This is a genomic window from Klebsiella sp. GN_Kp190 (genome assembly GCF_040061795.1).
Classification (GTDB): domain Bacteria; phylum Pseudomonadota; class Gammaproteobacteria; order Enterobacterales; family Enterobacteriaceae; genus Klebsiella; species Klebsiella michiganensis.
Window position 1 is genome coordinate 1 of the sequence record NZ_JBEAFN010000009.1, and the last position, 17987, is coordinate 17987.

At 54.1% G+C, this 17987-nt stretch carries 14 protein-coding genes; 6 read left to right on the forward strand and 8 right to left on the reverse strand.

Annotated elements, in window-relative coordinates:
* Positions 1-255: 255 nt before the first annotated feature.
* A complete protein-coding gene (locus ABLU67_RS06210; RefSeq protein ID WP_047723147.1) occupies positions 256-2436 on the forward strand; it encodes an EAL domain-containing protein in 2181 nt (726 codons plus the stop codon).
* A 42-nt stretch (positions 2437-2478) separates the two neighbouring features.
* On the opposite strand, the gene ABLU67_RS06215 is transcribed toward ABLU67_RS06210, so the two are convergent.
* A complete protein-coding gene (locus tag ABLU67_RS06215; RefSeq protein WP_004104312.1) occupies positions 2479-3681 on the reverse strand; it encodes a NupC/NupG family nucleoside CNT transporter in 1203 nt (400 codons plus the stop codon).
* A gap of 346 nt (positions 3682-4027) precedes the next feature.
* Between ABLU67_RS06215 and ABLU67_RS06220 the strand changes: the two genes are divergently transcribed.
* Positions 4028-5263: an Nramp family divalent metal transporter gene (locus ABLU67_RS06220; RefSeq protein WP_025106644.1), complete on the forward strand. Its 1236-nt coding sequence runs from the start codon at positions 4028-4030 to the stop codon at positions 5261-5263.
* Positions 5264-5305: 42 nt separating this feature from the next.
* Here the strand turns inward: ABLU67_RS06220 and ABLU67_RS06225 are convergent, their stop codons facing one another.
* The gene (locus tag ABLU67_RS06225) at positions 5306-5656 is read right to left on the reverse strand and encodes a DUF2502 domain-containing protein (RefSeq protein ID WP_014230302.1); all 351 of its coding nucleotides are present in this window, start codon (positions 5654-5656) and stop codon (positions 5306-5308) included.
* Between the two features lie 130 nt (positions 5657-5786).
* Positions 5787-6779, reverse strand: a complete 993-nt coding sequence (gene mgrA / locus ABLU67_RS06230) for an L-glyceraldehyde 3-phosphate reductase (RefSeq protein ID WP_064358870.1) — start codon at positions 6777-6779, stop codon at positions 5787-5789.
* Between the two features lie 176 nt (positions 6780-6955).
* Here mgrA and ABLU67_RS06235 point away from each other — a divergent pair, with 176 nt between their 5' ends.
* On the forward strand, positions 6956-8617 hold the full coding sequence (locus ABLU67_RS06235) for a thiamine pyrophosphate-binding protein (protein ID WP_348852210.1): 1662 nt from the start codon (positions 6956-6958) through the stop codon (positions 8615-8617).
* Here ABLU67_RS06235 and ABLU67_RS06240 read toward each other — a convergent pair.
* Positions 8614-9849: an ion channel protein gene (locus tag ABLU67_RS06240; protein WP_014230299.1), complete on the reverse strand. Its 1236-nt coding sequence runs from the start codon at positions 9847-9849 to the stop codon at positions 8614-8616. The two genes, ABLU67_RS06235 and ABLU67_RS06240, sit on opposite strands and share 4 nt — an antisense overlap.
* Before the next feature lie 253 nt (positions 9850-10102).
* Between ABLU67_RS06240 and glk the strand changes: the two genes are divergently transcribed.
* Positions 10103-11068 carry a glucokinase gene (glk, locus tag ABLU67_RS06245; RefSeq protein WP_004852938.1) on the forward strand — a complete coding sequence of 322 codons (966 nt, stop codon included), beginning with the start codon at positions 10103-10105 and terminating at the stop codon, positions 11066-11068.
* Positions 11069-11112: 44 nt separating this feature from the next.
* On the opposite strand, the gene ABLU67_RS06250 is transcribed toward glk, so the two are convergent.
* Positions 11113-11856, reverse strand: coding sequence for a LytTR family DNA-binding domain-containing protein (locus ABLU67_RS06250; RefSeq protein WP_025106647.1), 744 nt, complete (start codon positions 11854-11856; stop codon positions 11113-11115).
* An 11-nt stretch (positions 11857-11867) separates the two neighbouring features.
* Positions 11868-13547 carry a sensor histidine kinase gene (locus tag ABLU67_RS06255; protein ID WP_161506375.1) on the reverse strand — a complete coding sequence of 560 codons (1680 nt, stop codon included), beginning with the start codon at positions 13545-13547 and terminating at the stop codon, positions 11868-11870.
* Between the two features lie 398 nt (positions 13548-13945).
* Here ABLU67_RS06255 and alaC point away from each other — a divergent pair, with 398 nt between their 5' ends.
* A complete protein-coding gene (alaC, locus tag ABLU67_RS06260; RefSeq protein WP_301717922.1) occupies positions 13946-15184 on the forward strand; it encodes an alanine transaminase in 1239 nt (412 codons plus the stop codon).
* A gap of 41 nt (positions 15185-15225) precedes the next feature.
* On the opposite strand, the gene ypdK is transcribed toward alaC, so the two are convergent.
* Together ypdK and ABLU67_RS06270 are read right to left on the reverse strand one after the other, a co-directional pair.
* Positions 15226-15297: a membrane protein YpdK gene (gene ypdK, locus ABLU67_RS06265; RefSeq protein ID WP_077777854.1), complete on the reverse strand. Its 72-nt coding sequence runs from the start codon at positions 15295-15297 to the stop codon at positions 15226-15228.
* A 366-nt stretch (positions 15298-15663) separates the two neighbouring features.
* Positions 15664-16863, reverse strand: a complete 1200-nt coding sequence (locus tag ABLU67_RS06270; protein ID WP_348852211.1) for a cyanate transporter — start codon at positions 16861-16863, stop codon at positions 15664-15666.
* A 166-nt stretch (positions 16864-17029) separates the two neighbouring features.
* Here ABLU67_RS06270 and cynR point away from each other — a divergent pair, with 166 nt between their 5' ends.
* The gene (gene cynR / locus ABLU67_RS06275; protein WP_025106649.1) at positions 17030-17962 is read left to right on the forward strand and encodes a transcriptional regulator CynR; all 933 of its coding nucleotides are present in this window, start codon (positions 17030-17032) and stop codon (positions 17960-17962) included.
* The last annotated feature ends 25 nt before the right edge of the window (positions 17963-17987 follow it).

Consider the following 17987-nt stretch of genomic DNA (forward strand, 5'->3'; position numbering starts at 1 on the left):
AGCGCTTGCATGGCATGCAAGAGGTCAGCGGTTCGATCCCGCTTAGCTCCACCAAATTCGGAACCCTCGCTACGGCGGGGGTTTTTTGTTTGTCTGGCGGAGGAAATGTAAAGCATTCTCTGAATAAGTCAGCAAACCTCTGCGTTAAGTAATTTCAGATTTTTTCACTATTTAAAATCTTGCCTGCCTTTATTAAGCAACATAATATCTGTTGCCTGAATATATTTATTGCAGCCGGAGTTTTAATTAACAATAATGATTGATCATCTTAACATTAAGATCAAAAAAACTCTGCTGGCGCTCCTGGTCTGCTTTATCGCAATTCCGCTGTCCCGATTTATTTCCCCACAAACCATTATTGACGGAAATCAAATTTATCTGGCGTGGCTACCGCTGAGCTTAATGTATTCCGTACTTTTTATTTTTGGCCGCTACGCCGTTGCGCCATTGATTATCGCGTTTGCGATCACTAATGCCTGGATAATCGATCTGACGCTAACCCAGGCGCTGATCCTGCTATTTTGCCAGCTCTTCTCGGTTTTCCTGTCCTGCGCGATTGTTCGCTTTCAGCTTGGAAGGCGCTGGCGCGCTGGGCTGACGGCAAAACATATGGGCGCGAGGATTTTTTGGGGCGGCTTTTTTGCACCGCTCCTTTTGAAGGTCACCATGTATCTGGCGGGGCGTTTTTTTGCTTTTCCGTTGGCAATATCCAGCTATTTCGGCAGTATGTCGGTTATTTACACCATTATCGATATACAAAGCCTGATTAGCGCCGCATTAATTTTCACGACATTCTTTTATTATCCGTTGCGGATGATTATCAGTCCACGTTATGCGCGAGCATTCTGGCGCAATCTTTGCCACTCATGGCGGGCGGGCGAGCAGCGGGTATTTACGTTGTATTGGTTTGTGGCCCTGGCGGCAATATTACTGGTGCTGTGTACGCCTTATGATTCTGTTTTTATTGCCGGTTATTTAGTCCCGCTTATTTTCATTTTATACTTCATTGGTATTAGCCGCCTGGGGCATACGCTGATTCGCATTTCATGGTCCGTTTCAGCCTTTTTACTCGTGGCGTATAACCAGAATTTTTTACACGGCGTACAAACTGAATATTCACTGTCGTTTGTTCTTTCGGTACTCATTTGTTTCACTATCTGCCTGTTTTATATGGCGGATATCTATGCTCGCAGTGAAAGAATGAAGTTCAGATGGCGGGATCAGGCGGAAGAAGATCCGCTAACCGGTTTACCGAATCTGCGCGCGCTGGAGAGTCACCTGCAGCGGAATCCTGCTGTGGCCATCAGCAGCCTGCGCATTCAGAATCTGGACTTCCTGAGCCGCCATTATGGCATGATGATGAGAGTGGAGAGCAAACGGCAGATAGCCCGGAAGCTACAGCCGCTATTAGCTCCCGGCGAGCGAATATTTCAGCTCCCCGGCAGCGAGCTACTGCTGGTACTGAAGGGGCCGGAGCCAGAGGCGCGGTTAAGTCATATTGTTTCCACGCTTAACCATAAAAAGTTTAGCTGGAATAACCAGGCGTTAGATCTGGAATTTGGCGCATCGTGGGGCGGCTACCGCGGCATAGAATCTGAGCTTCACCCGATGCTTGGTCAGCTTAGCTGGTTATCGGAGCAGGCCGGCGCGGCGCGGCGCGTATTACCGCTGGACGCGGCGCAAGAGCAGATTTCCGATCAAACGAGCGAACAGGTACGGCTGCTGGCGAAGATTAAGCAGGCGCTTAACGAACGTGGGCTGGTACTGTACGCCCAGCCTATCCGGGACGCCTCCGGAGAGGGGTATTACGAGATACTGAGTCGTATGCGCTGCGGCAATACCATCATTACGCCCGATCGGTTTATCCCGCTGATTGCGCAGTTTAACCTGAGCCAGCGTTTTGATATGCAGGTGCTGGAAACGCTGTTTAGTTCGCTCAATCACCATCAGGGTCAGCATTTCTCCGTCAACCTTCTGCCCTATACGCTGATGCAAAAGGATAGCGCGGCGCAAATTATCGCGCTGTTTAAACGCTATAACCTGTCGGCGGAGGCGATAACGATTGAAGTTACCGAAGAGCAGGCGTTTTCCGATGTCGAGACCAGCATGCATAACATCCAGCTGCTGCGAGATTTCGGTTGCGGTATAGCGATTGATGACTTTGGTACCGGCTACGCAAACTACGAGCGTCTGAAAAGCCTGCGGGCCGATATCCTGAAAATTGACGGCTGCTTCGTGCGTGATATCGAGACCGATCCGCTGGACGCCATTATGGTCAAATCCATTATTGAAATGGCTAAGGTTAAGAAGATGAAAGTGGTGGCGGAATACGTTGAAACGCCGGAGCAGCGGGAAAAGCTTCTCGAGTTAGGCGTCGATTATCTCCAGGGGTATCTGGTGGGTAAGCCGCTGCCGTTGAGCGAACTGCGGGCATGAAAAAGCCGGGACTTGCCCGGCTTTCGCGATACCGCTGACGGATTACAGTACCAGCGCGGCGATAGACGCAGAGAGCACGCTCACCAGCGTAGAACCGTACACCAGCTTCAGGCCGAAGCGGGAAACCACGTTACCTTGCTCTTCGTTCAGGCCTTTAATCGCGCCGGCGATGATACCGATAGAAGAGAAGTTGGCGAAGGAGACCAGGAAGATAGAGATGATGCCTTCCGCACGCGGAGAGAGCGTGGCGGCAACTTTCTGCAGATCCATCATGGCGACGAATTCGTTAGAAACCAGCTTGGTGGCCATAATACTTCCTACCTGCAGCGCTTCACCTGCCGGTACGCCCATCACCCACGCAACCGGATAAAAGATATAGCCGAGGATCCCCTGGAAGGAGATGCTATAGCCGAACCAGCCGGTGACAGTGGCGAACAGGGCGTTCAGCGCGGAAATCAGCGCGATAAAACCAATCAGCATGGCGGCCACGATAATCGCCACTTTAAAGCCTGCCAGGATGTATTCACCCAGCATCTCGAAGAAGCTCTGTCCTTCATGCAGGTTAGACATCTGCAGATTTTCTTCGCTTTCGTCAACGCGATACGGGTTAATCAGCGACAGCACGATAAAGGTGCTGAACATGTTCAGTACCAGCGCCGCAACTACATATTTCGGCTGCAGCATGGTCATGTACGCGCCCACGATAGACATGGATACCGTAGACATCGCGGTCGCCGCCATGGTGTACATGCGGTTGCGGGACATCTTGCCAAGAATATCTTTATAGGCGATGAAGTTTTCGGACTGGCCCAGAATCAGCGAGCTGACAGCGTTAAAGGATTCCAGCTTGCCCATGCCGTTGATTTTGGACAGCACGGTACCAATCGCGCGAATGACGATAGGCAGAATACGAATATGCTGCAAAATACCGATCAGCGCAGAAATAAAGACGATCGGGCACAAAACCTTCAGGAAGAAGAACGCCAGGCCTTTGTCGTTCATGTTGCCGAAGACGAAGTTTGTCCCTTCGTTGGCGAAACCGAGAAGTTTTTCAAACATCTCGGAGAAGCCCTTCACAAAACCCAGACCAATGTCAGAGTTCAGGAAGAACCAGGCCAGCAGCACTTCAATGACCAGCAGCTGAATGACATAACGAATACGAATCTGCTTACGGTTGTGGCTGACCAACAGGGCCAGAATGGCCACCACTACGATCGCGAGAATAAAGTGCAGGACGCGGTCCATATTTGCTCCAAATATGAGGCAGGTTAAATTTCTGTGCACATTCTATGTAACAAGCGCAAAGAAAACGAGAGCCAGCACACACTATTGCAAGGATATGTGACTAATGGCAAAAATAGTGATCAACCATGCATTTTTGTTATGTTACGTAAAGGTTTTAAAAGTTGCTCGGTTGTACTATTCTGGTGATTAATTAAAAGCGTTTATCAGTTCCCCGGTTTTCCGTTGCCAACCCGCTATCGTTCTCCCCTATCACAGCAATCATTATCATCGCTCCAAATGAACTTGATAATCATTCGCATTTTGATAGCATAAAACATAGCAAAGGCTATATTTCCAGAGGCAGAAAATGACCAACAGTCGCGTTGAGAATAGCAGCGGTCGCGCAGCGCGCAAGATTAAGCTCGCCCTGATGGGGCCGGCGTTCATTGCTGCCATTGGCTATATCGATCCGGGTAACTTCGCCACCAACATTCAGGCCGGCGCCAGCTTTGGCTATCAGCTGCTGTGGGTGGTGGTATGGGCTAACCTGATGGCGATGCTGATTCAGGTGATGTCGGCGAAGCTGGGCATCGCCACCGGTAAAAATCTGGCGGAGCAAATTCGCGACCACTACCCGCGTCCTGTGGTGTGGTTCTACTGGGTGCAGGCCGAAATTATCGCTATGGCGACCGATCTTGCCGAGTTTATTGGCGCGGCTATCGGATTTAAGCTGGTGCTCGGCGTGTCATTGCTTCAGGGCGCTGTATTGACCGGGATTGCGACCTTCCTGATTCTGATGCTGCAGCGTCGCGGTCAAAAGCCGCTGGAAAAAGTGATAGGCGGGCTGCTGCTGTTTGTCGCCGCAGCGTATGTCGTTGAGCTTATCTTCTCCCAGCCCGCGCTGGCACCCCTGGCGAAAGGGATGATCGTGCCTTCACTGCCGACCAGCGAAGCGGTGTTTCTTGCCGCCGGGGTATTGGGGGCGACCATCATGCCGCATGTTATCTACTTACACTCATCGCTCACTCAGCACCTGCACGGGGGGACGCGCAAAGAGCGCTATAACGCCACGCGCTGGGATGTCGCCATTGCCATGACCATCGCGGGTTTTGTTAACCTGGCCATGATGGCGACCGCCGCCGCCGCCTTCCACTTTAACGGCCACACCGGGATTGCCGACCTCGATCAGGCCTATCTGACGCTGGAGCCCTTACTGAGCCACGCGGCAGCTACCATCTTTGGTCTGAGCCTGATAGCGGCGGGTTTATCCTCCACGGTTGTGGGAACCCTGGCAGGGCAGGTGGTAATGCAGGGCTTTATCCGCTTTCATATCCCGCTGTGGTTTCGCCGGGCGATCACCATGCTGCCGTCGTTTATCGTCATTTTAATGGGGCTGGATCCCACGCGTATTCTGGTGATGAGCCAGGTATTGCTGAGCTTTGGTATCGCCCTCGCGCTGGTGCCGCTGCTGATATTCACCAGCGATTCCCGATTAATGGGCGACCTGGTCAATTCCCGGTGGGTAAAACTGCTGGGGTGGGGGATAGTTGCGGTCGTTGTGCTGCTTAACGGCTGGCTGATTATTGGAACGATATTCAGTTAAGCGTGACGATGAAAAAGGGAGCCGAATGGCTCCCTTTTGCGATTAATGATGCCCGTGGCCATGTCCGCGTCCGCCGCCTGGCCCACGCCCCCAGCCGCCGCGTCGGTCATCGCGATCTTTCCAGCCTTCGCGATAGCCGCGTTCGTAGGCTTTACCTTTATCCCAGCCGCGATGCCAGCCGTTGTCGTGACGACGCCAGCGGTTATCGCGCCACTCATAGTGTCGACGCCAGTAATCACGGTCGCGCCAGCCGCCACCGTCCCAGTAGTTACCGTAATTGTCGCGATCGCCAATTTGTAATTTTATTGATGGCAACAGGGTGATTTCACCAGCGTTAGCGACCAATGGCGCTGAAGCCAGAAGCACTGCAGCCAAAATCAGTGACCTGAACATACTCTTCTCCTTCACGATCGGGGCCGTTGTCGGCCTGTTAACCTGATATTACGGGGCGGTAAAGCCCCGCCGCATCGGAGGAACTCCTAAATCGCAAGTGAGAGCACTTTTTGCTAAAGTAACAATGAATTTACACCGCAAGGATCGCGTCAATGGTGGCCCGTTCTTCGGCGCTGAAATGGCGGTTTCCCAGCATGCCAACCGCATCGTCGAGCTGCGAAGTTTTACTGGCGCCAATCAGTACCGACGTCACTTTCTCATCGCGCAGTACCCAGGCCAGCGCCATCTGTGAGAGCTTTTGCCCGCGGGATTCGGCCAGCGTATTCAGCTGACTAATCTTTTCCAGCTTGCTTTCAGTAAGCTGCTCCGGTTGCAGGAACCGGCTGCCGCTGGCGGCGCGGGAGTCCGCCGGGATACCGTGCAGGTAACGGTTGGTGAGCTGGCCGCCCGCAAGCGGTGAAAACGCTATACTTCCCACCCCCGCGCTCTGTAGGAAATCGAGTAATCCCTCCTCGACCCAGCGTTCAAACATCGAATATTTAGGCTGATGAATCAGACACGGCGTGCCGAGATCGTTAAGGATATTGACGGCTTCCCGGGCCTGTTCGAGCGGATAATTCGATAATCCGACGTAGAGCGCTTTCCCCTGGCGGACGATGTGGTCCAGCGCGCTCATGGTTTCCCGCAGCGGCGTTTCGGGATCGGGGCGGTGATGGTAGAAGATGTCGACATAGTCGAGACCCATTCGCTTAAGGCTCTGGTCGAGGCTGGCAATCAGGTACTTGCGCGATCCCCAGTCGCCATAGGGGCCGTCCCACATGGTGTAACCGGCTTTACTGGAGATAATCAGTTCATCGCGATAGGGCAAAAAATCCTCTTTCAGGATGCGGCCAAAATGACTCTCCGCCGAACCCGGCGGTGGCCCATAGTTGTTGGCTAAATCAAAATGAGTCATGCCGAGATCGAATGCGTGACGCAGAAGCTGGCGGCTGGTTTCCACCCGCGTTTCGTCGCCAAAATTGTGCCAAAGCCCAAGAGAAATCGCCGGTAGCTTTAGTCCGCTATGACCGCAGCGGCGGTACTCCATCGTTTGATATCGCGTGGCGTTTGCCTGGTAAACCATACTTCCTCCGCAGATAAAACAGGGTTGTGTATACGTTTACACTAAAGAATGTTTGCCGCGGAGTACACACCCTGAAGGCGTAAATTTTGCTTTCCACCGCCATTGTTGAGCGCAATCTGGACAGCGCACCTGCTTATTCAATACTCAACTTACCTGCACGAGAGGAGAGTAAGGATATGCAACCGACTTATACCATTGGCGATTATCTGCTGGATCGTCTCGTAGATTGCGGCATAGACCGCTTGTTTGGCGTACCGGGTGATTACAATTTACAGTTTCTCGACAGCGTTATCGCGCAGCAGAGCTTAGGGTGGGTAGGCTGTGCTAACGAGCTAAACGCCGCCTATGCCGCCGATGGCTATGCGCGCATTAAGGGCGCGGGCGCGCTGTTGACCACCTATGGCGTCGGTGAACTGAGCGCGCTCAACGGCGTTGCCGGGAGCTACGCTGAGCATGTACCGGTCCTGCATATCGTCGGCGCGCCCTGTACCGGCGCACAGCAGTGCGGCGAGCTGCTGCACCATACGCTTGGCGACGGTGATTTCAGCCACTTTTCGCGTATGAGTGAACATATTACCTGCTCTCAGGCGGTGCTGGCGGCGGGAAATGCCTGCCATGAAATAGACCGGGTACTGAGTGAAATGCTGACCCAGCATCGCCCTGGTTATCTCATGCTGCCGGCCGATGTGGCCAAAGCAAAGGCCACCCCGCCAGCTCACCGCTTGCTTATTCACACGCTGCCCGCCGACGAGAACCAGCTGGCCGGGTTCCGCGAGCACGCCGAGCGGATGCTCAGAAGCAGCCGTCGCGTATCGCTGCTGGCGGATTTCCTCGCCCAGCGCTATGGACTACAAAACGCTCTGCGAGAGTGGGTGGCGAAGGTGCCGGTTGCTTACGCCACGATGCTGATGGGCAAAGGGCTTTTTGATGAGCAGCAGCCTGGGTTCGTCGGGACTTATAGCGGGATAGCCAGCGCAGAGGATACCCGCGATGCCATTGAAAGCGCGGATACCATTATCTGCGTCGGCACGCGTTTTACCGATACCATTACCGCCGGTTTCACCCAACACCTTCCGCAGGAAAAAACGATAGAAGTCCAGCCCTTCGCCGTTCGGGTTGGCGATCGCTGGTTTAGCCGGGTACCGATGGAAAAGGCGCTGGATGTCTTGATCGAACTCTCTGCCAGCCTGGCGGCAGAATGGCATGCGCCAAATGTTCAGGCGCCGGGCGTCAGCGGCGCGCCAGAGGGGAGCCTGACGCAGAAAAACTTCTGGAGTACGGTGCAGAAACAGCTGCGCCCGGGAGATATTATCCTTGCCGATCAGGGGACGGCCGCTTTTGGCGCCGCCGCGCTTAAGCTGCCCGCTGACGCAACGCTGATTGTCCAGCCGCTATGGGGATCGATAGGCTTTACCCTTCCGGCAGCCTACGGGGCGCAAATCGCGGCAGCGGACAGAAGGGTGGTGCTGATTGTTGGCGATGGCGCTGCGCAGTTAACTATTCAGGAACTGGGGTCGATGCTCAGAGATAAGCAGCGCCCGCTGATCCTGTTGCTCAATAACGAAGGCTATACGGTCGAGCGCGCGATTCACGGCCCCGAGCAGCGCTATAACGATATTGCGCTCTGGGACTGGAATCGCCTGCCTGACGCTTTTGCGCCCGATGTCCCTTCCCGATGCTGGCGAGTGACGCGCACCCACGAACTGCAGGAAGCGATGAATAGCAGCGTCGCCTCAGACAGGCTGACGCTGGTGGAGGTGATGCTGCCAAAAATGGATATTCCCGACTTTCTGCGCACGGTCACTCAGGCGCTGGAAGAGAGAAACAGCCGGGTTTAATCTCCACGCTTCCTGGCAATCATCAAGGGTTTACCGGCCAGCAGCAGCCAGGCCGGAAGCATGACGATACACAGCAGCGGAAGCAGCGTGGAATCGGGCACCACGACCGCTGCCATAAACAGGCTCAACCAGCCATCACGCGTCACTACCAGCGTCAGTCCGAGGATGGCGCAGGAAACGGTGATGGCTGCCGGCACGGCATCCACGTGTGCGTGAAGCATCAGGCCTAGCGCGACGCCGACGAACACCGCCGGAAAAATTCGACCGCCGCGAAAACCACAGGCGGCCGCCAGCACCAGCGCCGCCAGCTTCACTAAAGCAATAAGCATGTAATCGCTGGCGGTTAACGTCTGGCTGAAGGCTAATTGCTGCATTTCATCCAGGCCTTTAAACAGCGTGATATGCCCGCCGACGACGCCCAGGATCCCCAATAAAAATCCGCCAATACCGAGGGTTAAGATCGGATTTTTCAGCCGCTGCATCAGCGCGTGCAGGCGCGGTAAGCACCAAACGCCAACCATGCCGACGGCAATAGCAATCAGCGTCACGATAGCGCCGCTAAAGATATCGACAAGCTGCCACCGCTCGTAGTGCGCAATAGGTAACGAAAAGTTGGGGTGGAAAAACAGCCCGGTGGTCAGAGAGCCCGCCGCCGCGGCAAGTAAGGGGGCGAAGAGTCGGTCCCAAAGCGGGACATCGTTACTGCTGTTCAGCGTTTGCGAAAAGATCAGCGCCGCGGCAACAGGCGTGCCAAATAGCGCCCCGATAGTGCCGGAGGACGCCAGGATCGTCCAGTCCAGCGCGCTGACTCGCGGGAAAAGGCGGGAGCCAAGCGCCACAGTGAGGGCGATATTAATCACCATGATAGGATGCTCCGGCCCGAGGCTAACGCCGCCCGCCAGGCCGACGATCAGCGCAGCGAGCAGGCCGGGCAGAGCGCCGGGACTCACCGGTGCGCCAATGAGTGACTCGGTGGCCGGATCGGGTCCGGCGTGACCAGGACTAAAACGCACGACCAGACCCACGGCGATGCCGGTGCCGGTGAGGATAGCTATCGTCCAGAAAGGGCCGCTGGCGTTCATACCCAGCAATCCAGGCAGGCTACTCCAGAGAATATTCTGCAGCATGGCTGCCGTTTTCATCGCCACAATCAAGACCAGGCTGGCAGCAATACCAATCACGATTGCGGGTATCGATAACAACAGCATCGTTCTGGCGCGCGGGTGCAGCATGAAAATATCCTTCTGAAGGTTTCGACGCACTACTTTGCCCGGGGGCGTTAAGGTCGTTGGCGCAAATGGTGCTGAAACGATAAAGTAAAGAGCTGGCCTGACGATTGGCCGCACAATAATTTCATAAATTACAGCCTAACTGTGACGTAGGTCGCTAAACAAAGGGCGCTTATGCGTTGGTCGTTGTTGTTAGGACGTCATGAATTTAGAGTGTGCCAAAGAATCATTTTGACTTTAGCGGAGCCGTAACGGAATGACAAAATTTGCTTTAGTAGGGGACGTTGGCGGAACGAATGCTCGTCTGGCGTTATGCGATCTGGCAAGCGGGGAGATCTCCCGTGCTAAGACCTATTCCGGGCTCGATTATCCCAGTCTTGAAGCCGTTGTTCAGGTCTATCTGGAAGAGCATAACGTCCAGGTAGAAGACGGCTGTATTGCCATCGCCTGTCCGATTACCGGCGACTGGGTGGCGATGACCAACCACACCTGGGCATTTTCTATCGCTGAGATGAAAAAGAACCTGGGTTTCTCGCATCTGGAAATCATTAACGATTTTACCGCAGTATCGATGGCGATCCCCATGCTAAAAGCTGAACATCTGATTCAGTTTGGCGGCGCGGAACCGGTGGAAGGCAAGCCGATTGCCGTCTACGGCGCCGGTACCGGGCTGGGCGTTGCTCATCTGGTACACGTTGATAAGCGCTGGGTGAGCCTGCCGGGTGAGGGCGGCCATGTGGATTTCGCCCCCAATAGCGAAGAGGAAGGCATTATTCTCGAAGAGCTGCGCAGCGAGCTGGGGCACGTCTCCGCTGAACGCGTCTTATCTGGACCGGGGTTGGTCAATCTTTACCATGCGATCGTGAAGTCTGACGGGCGTCTACCGGAAAATCTGCAGCCTAAAGATGTGACCGAACGCGCGCTGGCCGATACCTGCATCGATTGCCGCCGCGCGCTGTCGCTGTTTTGCGTCATTATGGGCCGATTTGGCGGTAACCTGGCGCTGACCCTCGGCACCTTTGGCGGCGTGTATATTGCTGGCGGTATCGTGCCGCGCTTCCTTGAATTCTTCAAAGCCTCCGGCTTTCGCGGCGGTTTTGAAGATAAAGGCCGATTTAAAGCCTTCGTCCAGGATATTCCGGTCTATCTGATTGTCCACGACAATCCGGGACTGCTGGGCTCCGGCGCGCACCTGCGTCAGACTCTGGGACAGATTCTGTAAGCCCCGTCTCTTACCCGAATAAAATGATTATTCGGGTAAATCCTCTACAGATGCATGAGCTGGCGAAACTCTTTCACCTTGCTGCGGCTTACCGGAACCTGAAACTCAAGGTCGCGTAGCCGCAGAATATAGGTGTTGTTGAACCAGGGTTCGATTTCGCGAATTTTGTTCAGGTTGACGCAGTACGAGCGGTGACAGCGGAAAAAGTGCGCCGGCGGTAGCTTGTTGCAGAACTCCGTGATATTCATCGGCATCACGAAGGACTCCTTGCGGGTATAAACGAACGTCATCTTTTCATGCGCTTCCGCGTAGTAAATATCGTGGATGCTGGTGACGATAATCCGTTCATCTTTAACCAGATTAATCGTGTCGTTTTCCCTGGCTGGATTGGCCGCTGCCCCGCTACCGGCGCTGACCTGCTGCTGTTGCTGCCAGGCGCCGGTCAGCTTTTGCAGCATGTTGATAATGCGCGATTCCTGGTAGGGCTTGAGAATATAATCAAACGCCTCCAGCTCAAAGGCTTCCACCGCATGCTCTTTCCACGCGGTAATAAAAACGATAAAGGGCTTATGCGCGAACTGGCTGATGTTTTGCGCCAGCAGTACGCCATCCAGAGATGGAATATTGATATCGAGAAAAATGGCGTCGACTTTGTTGTGCTGTAAAAACTTCAGCACATCCAGACCGTCGTCAAAGGTGCCGACAATCTCCATTTCGCTATGGGTGTTAATCAACCAGGTGAGCTCTTGCTGCGCGAGGAACTCATCTTCCACAATGATGACCTTCATTTTATCTCCGCTCATGACAGCAGCGACTCCGTAGCCACCTGGGGCGCGTGTTGGGTTGGCACATAGAAGGCAATTTCGGTCCCCGGCGTCAGGCGTCGGATATGCAGTCCTTCCCCGTACAGTAGCTTGACCCGGTGATGAACATTGAGTAAACCGATTTTATTTCCCGGCATTTCGTCAGCCTCTACCCTCGCTACCACCGCAGGGTCGATACCGTTCCCCGTATCGCGAACGCTAATTCGTACCCGATTCCCGCACTCATTGATGCCAATGGTCACCACGCCTTTTCCTTTGCAGGGCTGAATCCCGTGGACGATAGCATTCTCCACCAGCGGCTGAATTAGCAGGCTGGGGATCATAAAGCTGACTTCATCATCAATATCATAAATCACCGTCAGCTTGTCGCCGAAGCGAGCCTGTTCAATCGCGATGTAATCCTTGATTTGATACAGCTCCCTTTTGATATCTATCTGTTCATCATCTTTTAATTCAATGTTGTAGCGTAAATAGCGCGACAAATTAAAAATTAACTGACGCGCGGTGTCCGGATTCATGCGAATCGACGATGAAATGGCGTTCAGCGCATTAAATAAGAAATGGGGATTGATTTTGCTTTGCAGCGCCCGCAGCTCGGCTTTATTGGCCATTTCACGCAGCTGTTCAGCGCGGGAAACCTCCAGCTGCGTAGAGATGATTTGCGACAGGCCTACCGCCATTTCCTGCAATGAGGAGGTGATGCGGTGCGCGTGGCAGTAATAGATTTTTAGCGTACCGGTGACGACGCCTTTTTCCCACAGCGGAATGACCAGCATAGAGTGTATTTCCGGCGTCCGATGAGCCTCATCATTGTTTTTAATAATGATTTTTCCATAGCGGATCGCCTGTTGCGTCGTCGGGCTGATAAAGTCATCGTTATCGCGGTAGTTGATTTCCCCGACGCCGACGTAGGCCATCACGTGTTGGGTATTGGTAATCGCGACGGCATCGGCACTGATATCGCGGCGGATAATGTCGCATACCTGACGCAGGGACTCGCTGTTGACGTGGCGAAATAGCGGGAGCGTTTTGTTGGCGATGTCGAGCGCCAGTTTTGCCTGACGGGCGGCGCTGGCTTCCTTTTCCCCCTCAACGCTCTGCACCAGCAAAACGATAAAGCCGATACATACGCTGCCAAGGATCATCGGAATACCAATCTTAGACACGATGTCTATCCCCAGCGCGAATGAAGGCGCCCACACGATCACGAGAATCATGGTTAAGGTTTCGCATAGCATCCCGGCGAGGATCCCCGCTTTCCAGCGCTGGGCTTTCGGCACTTTACGACCAATAAAACCAGAGAGCAGACCGGCGACAATGCTGGTAATAAAGCAGGGAACGGCGGTGACGCCATCAATATCAATCAGGTAGCGATGTACGCCGGCGATCGCGCCGACAATTGCCCCAACCCACGGGCCGAACAGGATCCCGCCGGACATGACCGCGATAATACGCACGTTGACCAGCGATCCCTCGACCGGTACGCCTGACCAGGTGCTAAAGAGGGCAAAGAGAGAGAAGATCGCGGTAACGGCCAGCAATTCTTTAGGGGTGTGCGCGGATTTATGCAGAAGTTCACGAAACAGGCGCAGGCGAATGAGGAAAAAGAGACAAATCAGCATTAATGCCGCGCGGTCAAAAACCGCCAGCAGCATAGTAAATATTTCGTGCATGTGTGCGCCGTGTTAATCGCGAGAAAGCAACATGATAGAAAACCTCGCTGCAGAAGGCCAGCTGAAGGCATGAATAGGGAAAAGTCTTACAAATAAAAGGGGATTAATAACAAACACCCGCGATTCAATAGCGTCTACGGATGAGCAAGCATTTAAGTAAAATTAAAGATATCAGCATGTTAATTTTGATGGAGTAGGTGAGGAGAGGAAAGAACGTTGCTGCCGTATTTAGTCGTACTGATGCCCGTTTTTATCGCCAGAAATTATTTTTCTCTGCCCCTCTCGACAGCAGGAAAATTTTCGGGTTATTTTCTAAACGTGCTGCACATGCAGCAGCGTCGCTCGGACGGTCCGGGCGCTAACGTTAATCCGAGGAATCTATGGCTGAATTCAGTCCTGAACGCCGTTTTACGCGTATCGATCGTCTCCCCCCTTACGTTTTTAATATCACTGCTGAACTAAAAATGGCTGCGCGACGCCGCGGCGAAGATATTATTGATTTCAGCATGGGTAACCCCGATGGCGCCACTCCGCCGCATATCGTTGAGAAACTCTGCACCGTTGCCCAGCGTCCCGATACCCACGGCTATTCTACTTCCCGCGGCATTCCGCGCCTGCGCCGGGCGATTTCTCGTTGGTATCAAGAGCGCTATAACGTTGAGATCGATCCGGAATCAGAAGCGATAGTCACCATTGGTTCAAAAGAGGGGCTGGCGCATCTGATGCTGGCGACGCTTGACCATGGCGATACCGTACTGGTGCCAAATCCCAGCTATCCCATCCATATTTACGGTGCGGTGATTGCCGGAGCCCAGGTACGTTCGGTACCTCTGGTCGAAGGCGTGGATTTCTTCAACGAGCTTGAGCGCGCGATTCGTGAGAGTTACCCGAAGCCGAAAATGATGATCCTCGGTTTCCCCTCCAACCCGACCGCACAGTGCGTCGAACTGGAGTTCTTCGAGAAAGTCGTGGCGCTGGCGAAGCGTTATGACGTGCTGGTGGTGCACGATCTGGCCTATGCCGATATTGTTTACGATGGCTGGAAAGCGCCCTCTATCATGCAGGTCCCCGGCGCGCGCGATGTCGCCGTCGAATTCTTTACGCTCTCTAAGAGCTATAATATGGCGGGCTGGCGTATCGGCTTTATGGCCGGTAACAAAACGTTGGTTAATGCGCTGGCGCGCATTAAAAGCTATCACGATTACGGCACTTTCACCCCTCTACAGGTTGCGGCGATTGCCGCGCTTGAAGGCGATCAGCAGTGCGTTCGCGACATTGCCGAGCAGTATAAACGTCGTCGCGATGTGCTGGTGAAAGGGTTGCATGAGGCCGGATGGATGGTGGAATGTCCGAAGGCGTCAATGTATGTCTGGGCGAAGATCCCAGAGCAGTATGCGGCGATGGGCTCACTGGAGTTTGCTAAAAAGCTGCTGCAGGATGCAAAAGTCTGCGTTTCTCCGGGCATTGGCTTTGGAGACTATGGCGATACCCATGTACGCTTCGCGTTAATTGAGAACCGCGATCGTATCCGCCAGGCGGTGCGCGGCATAAAATCGATGTTCCGTGCCGACGGGCTGCTTCCCGCGTCGGCTAAGTTAACCAGCGAAAGCCACGAATAAAAAAAGGAGCCGAGAGGCTCCTTTTTTTAACACCGTTAAAGCTAGATCATCAGGGCGAAAGTACCGGCCCAAACGATGACCATAAAAGAAATGCCCATTAAGAAATATTTCACGACTCATCACTCCGCGCTCTCGGCGAGACGCCTTAAATGAATTTGCTCTTCATTGCCTGCTCAGCTATCGCTCACGAAAACGACGCTTTTTCAGCGGGCGGTAGCTGTAAATTCTGAGCGTAAACGGCTCCAGATGGCGCTAATGTACGCCTAAAAAATGAGGGAAACAAGAGCCATTTTTTTATTAATTTTTAGTTACTTACGAGTGTCGTGATTCGGCGACACATTAATTTCATTCGGTATTAAATTTCATTCTGGCGACGGTCATTAACAACAGTTTTTGTACTGATATAGTTGTTTGATTTTGTGCTTTTTTCTGCCTGAATGCGGGAGGAGTTAACTATCCCGCATGAGGAGATGACGGGTTCAGCGAGCGGCTGAATCCTGATGTTGCCACTCTTGCGGGTAGCGTGCGGGAGCGAAACGCAGCGTTATGGCCATTAAGGCCAGGACGCAGGCGTCGTGAAGCATCCAGTCGAGCTGGTAATTGCCGCTTAAACTCCGCAGCAGTCCCGACAGCAAGGGGGAAAGCCCGGCGACAATAAAGCCCACTCCCTGCATAAACGCGACCAGTCGGCCCGCAATGGCGGGGTGCCTGGCGTGATCGAGCGCCAGGACCAGACACAGCGGAAATGCGCCGCCAAGCCCAATACCGCAGCAGATGGCCCAGACAAGCGGTACCTGCTGCGGTAGCCAGATAAAACCGCAGAAGCCGACAAGCTGTAAGGCCAATGCCAGCATCAGAAGCGTTCGTCGATCCTCATGTCTGGCCAGGATGGGCAGCAGGAGCGCTCCGCCGGTCTGGCCGATGGTCATTAACGCCAGCAGGGTACCGCTGAACTGCGCGCTGTAGCCCGACTGCATATAGTAAGGCGGCAGCCAGGCAATCAGGCTGGCATAGCCGCCGTTGATCAAACCAAAATAGAGGCTAAGCGTCCACGCGCGACGATGGCGAAAAAGCGTGACCCGGGTTGTTGATGGCGTCCGGGCGGGTAACGTTCGGCTTAGCGGCCACCAGCAGAGGAGCGCGGCGGCGGCGGGTAACGCCCACCACGCAAGCGCGTGATACCAGATAGCGCTATGCTGCGCCAGCCACGGCGTGAATGCGGCGCCCAGGCCGCCGCCGCCCATCAGCGCCGCGGACCAGAGCCCCATCACCTGCGGCGTCTGACGATGAAAAAGACGCTTTATCACCGCGGGAATGAGCGCCTGAATAATACCAATGCCGATTCCGCCAAGGAGCGCGCTGCTGAGTAATAGCGCGCTCTGCGGCGCCAGTTCGCGAAGTAAAGCCCCGGCGACGATCGTTAACAGGCTGAGGGAGATACTTTGGCGCTCGCTGAAATGACGGTTAATCCAGCCGCCGGCTAGCGCCAGCAGACCCATGGCGATCACCGGTAGCGCGGTGAGCAGAGAGGCAAGCGTGAAGCTCATGCCGCTTGCCTGCTGGATCTGCGGAAGGAGCGGTCCAACGGAGGTCAGCAGCGGACGCATATTGATACCGATAAGCACCAGCACCAGCACCAGCACCAGCAGCATCGTGCCATTACGTTGCTTCAGGTTCATCGTTGAGTAGCCGGCGTTTGTTTCGCTGTGGGGAAGGTATTGAGGCAACTCATGCCGATCTCCTGTGGCGTTTGGTAAAGAATCGCGAGCAGAGTACGTAACTTATTTCATAAGTTAAAATACTTAATTATGATTGAGTTCATTTGAATTTCTTATGGATGAATTCATGCTGCCGCGACACCTCAACTACTTCATTGCCGTTGCTGAACACGGCGGCTTTACGCGAGCGGCAGCCATCCTGCATGTTTCACAGCCGGCTTTGTCGCAGCAGATTCGACAGCTGGAAGAGACGCTGGGAGTACGGCTTTTTGATCGCAGCGGGCGCAACACTTGCCTGACGGACGCCGGCAAGGTCTGGTTAATTTATGCGCGCCGGGCTTTACGGGAACTGGCCGAGGGGCAGCGCGCGCTTCATGACGTTGAAGATTTGCAGCGCGGTACCCTACGTGTAGCGATGATGCCAACCTTTACCCATTATTTTATGGGGCCGCTGGTGGCTTCGTTTTATCAACGTTACCCGAATATAACGCTGGATATACAAGAGCTGGCGCAGAATCGAATGGAGACTCTGCTGCTCAATGATGAGCTGGATATCGGGATCGCTTTCGACGGTAGCGATTCACGGGATATTGTGTCTCAGCCGCTGCTCTCTGAAACCCTGGCGCTGGTGGTTGGCCGCTCTCATCCTCTGGCGGCGACCCGCCGTGTGGCGCTGACGGCGCTCAATCAGGCGTCACTGATTCTGCTAAGCAGCGCTTTTGCTACTCGCGAGCAAATCGATCGCGACTGCCGACAGCGCGGTATTCAACCGAAAGTGCAGATGGAGGCCAACTCGATTAGCGCAGTGCTGACCGTGGTTGAACGCACGTCGTTGGCAACCTTGCTTCCTGCTGCCATTGTTCAGGGGCGTGACGATTTAACCGCGATCGAACTCGCGCCATCATTACTGGAAAGAACCGCGTGTTTGATACAGCGAAAGGGGGCCTGGCAAAGCGCCGCGACCCGAGAGTTTATACTAATGGCACATCAGGCTGCGTCAATATTGAGCGCAGGACAGGGATTTAACGAATCGACTGAGAGAGATTTAACGTTACGTTGATTCGCTGTATATAAAGTATTTCATA

What these genes read in the sequence shown, in the direction of transcription:
- mgrA (WP_064358870.1), bottom strand. Translation starts at nt 6,779, where the DNA reads ATGGTTTACCAGGCAAACGCCACGCGATATCAAACGATGGAGTACCGC.
- ABLU67_RS06250 (WP_025106647.1), bottom strand. Translation starts at nt 11,856, where the DNA reads ATGAAGGTCATCATTGTGGAAGATGAGTTCCTCGCGCAGCAAGAGCTC.
- ABLU67_RS06225 (WP_014230302.1), bottom strand. Translation starts at nt 5,656, where the DNA reads ATGTTCAGGTCACTGATTTTGGCTGCAGTGCTTCTGGCTTCAGCGCCA.
- alaC (WP_301717922.1), top strand. Translation starts at nt 13,946, where the DNA reads ATGGCTGAATTCAGTCCTGAACGCCGTTTTACGCGTATCGATCGTCTC.
- ABLU67_RS06240 (WP_014230299.1), bottom strand. Translation starts at nt 9,849, where the DNA reads ATGCTGCACCCGCGCGCCAGAACGATGCTGTTGTTATCGATACCCGCA.
- ABLU67_RS06215 (WP_004104312.1), bottom strand. Translation starts at nt 3,681, where the DNA reads ATGGACCGCGTCCTGCACTTTATTCTCGCGATCGTAGTGGTGGCCATT.
- ABLU67_RS06210 (WP_047723147.1), top strand. Translation starts at nt 256, where the DNA reads ATGATTGATCATCTTAACATTAAGATCAAAAAAACTCTGCTGGCGCTC.
- glk (WP_004852938.1), top strand. Translation starts at nt 10,103, where the DNA reads ATGACAAAATTTGCTTTAGTAGGGGACGTTGGCGGAACGAATGCTCGT.
- ABLU67_RS06270 (WP_348852211.1), bottom strand. Translation starts at nt 16,863, where the DNA reads ATGAACCTGAAGCAACGTAATGGCACGATGCTGCTGGTGCTGGTGCTG.
- ABLU67_RS06220 (WP_025106644.1), top strand. Translation starts at nt 4,028, where the DNA reads ATGACCAACAGTCGCGTTGAGAATAGCAGCGGTCGCGCAGCGCGCAAG.
- cynR (WP_025106649.1), top strand. Translation starts at nt 17,030, where the DNA reads ATGCTGCCGCGACACCTCAACTACTTCATTGCCGTTGCTGAACACGGC.
- ABLU67_RS06255 (WP_161506375.1), bottom strand. Translation starts at nt 13,547, where the DNA reads ATGCTGCTGGCGGTTTTTGACCGCGCGGCATTAATGCTGATTTGTCTC.
- ABLU67_RS06235 (WP_348852210.1), top strand. Translation starts at nt 6,956, where the DNA reads ATGCAACCGACTTATACCATTGGCGATTATCTGCTGGATCGTCTCGTA.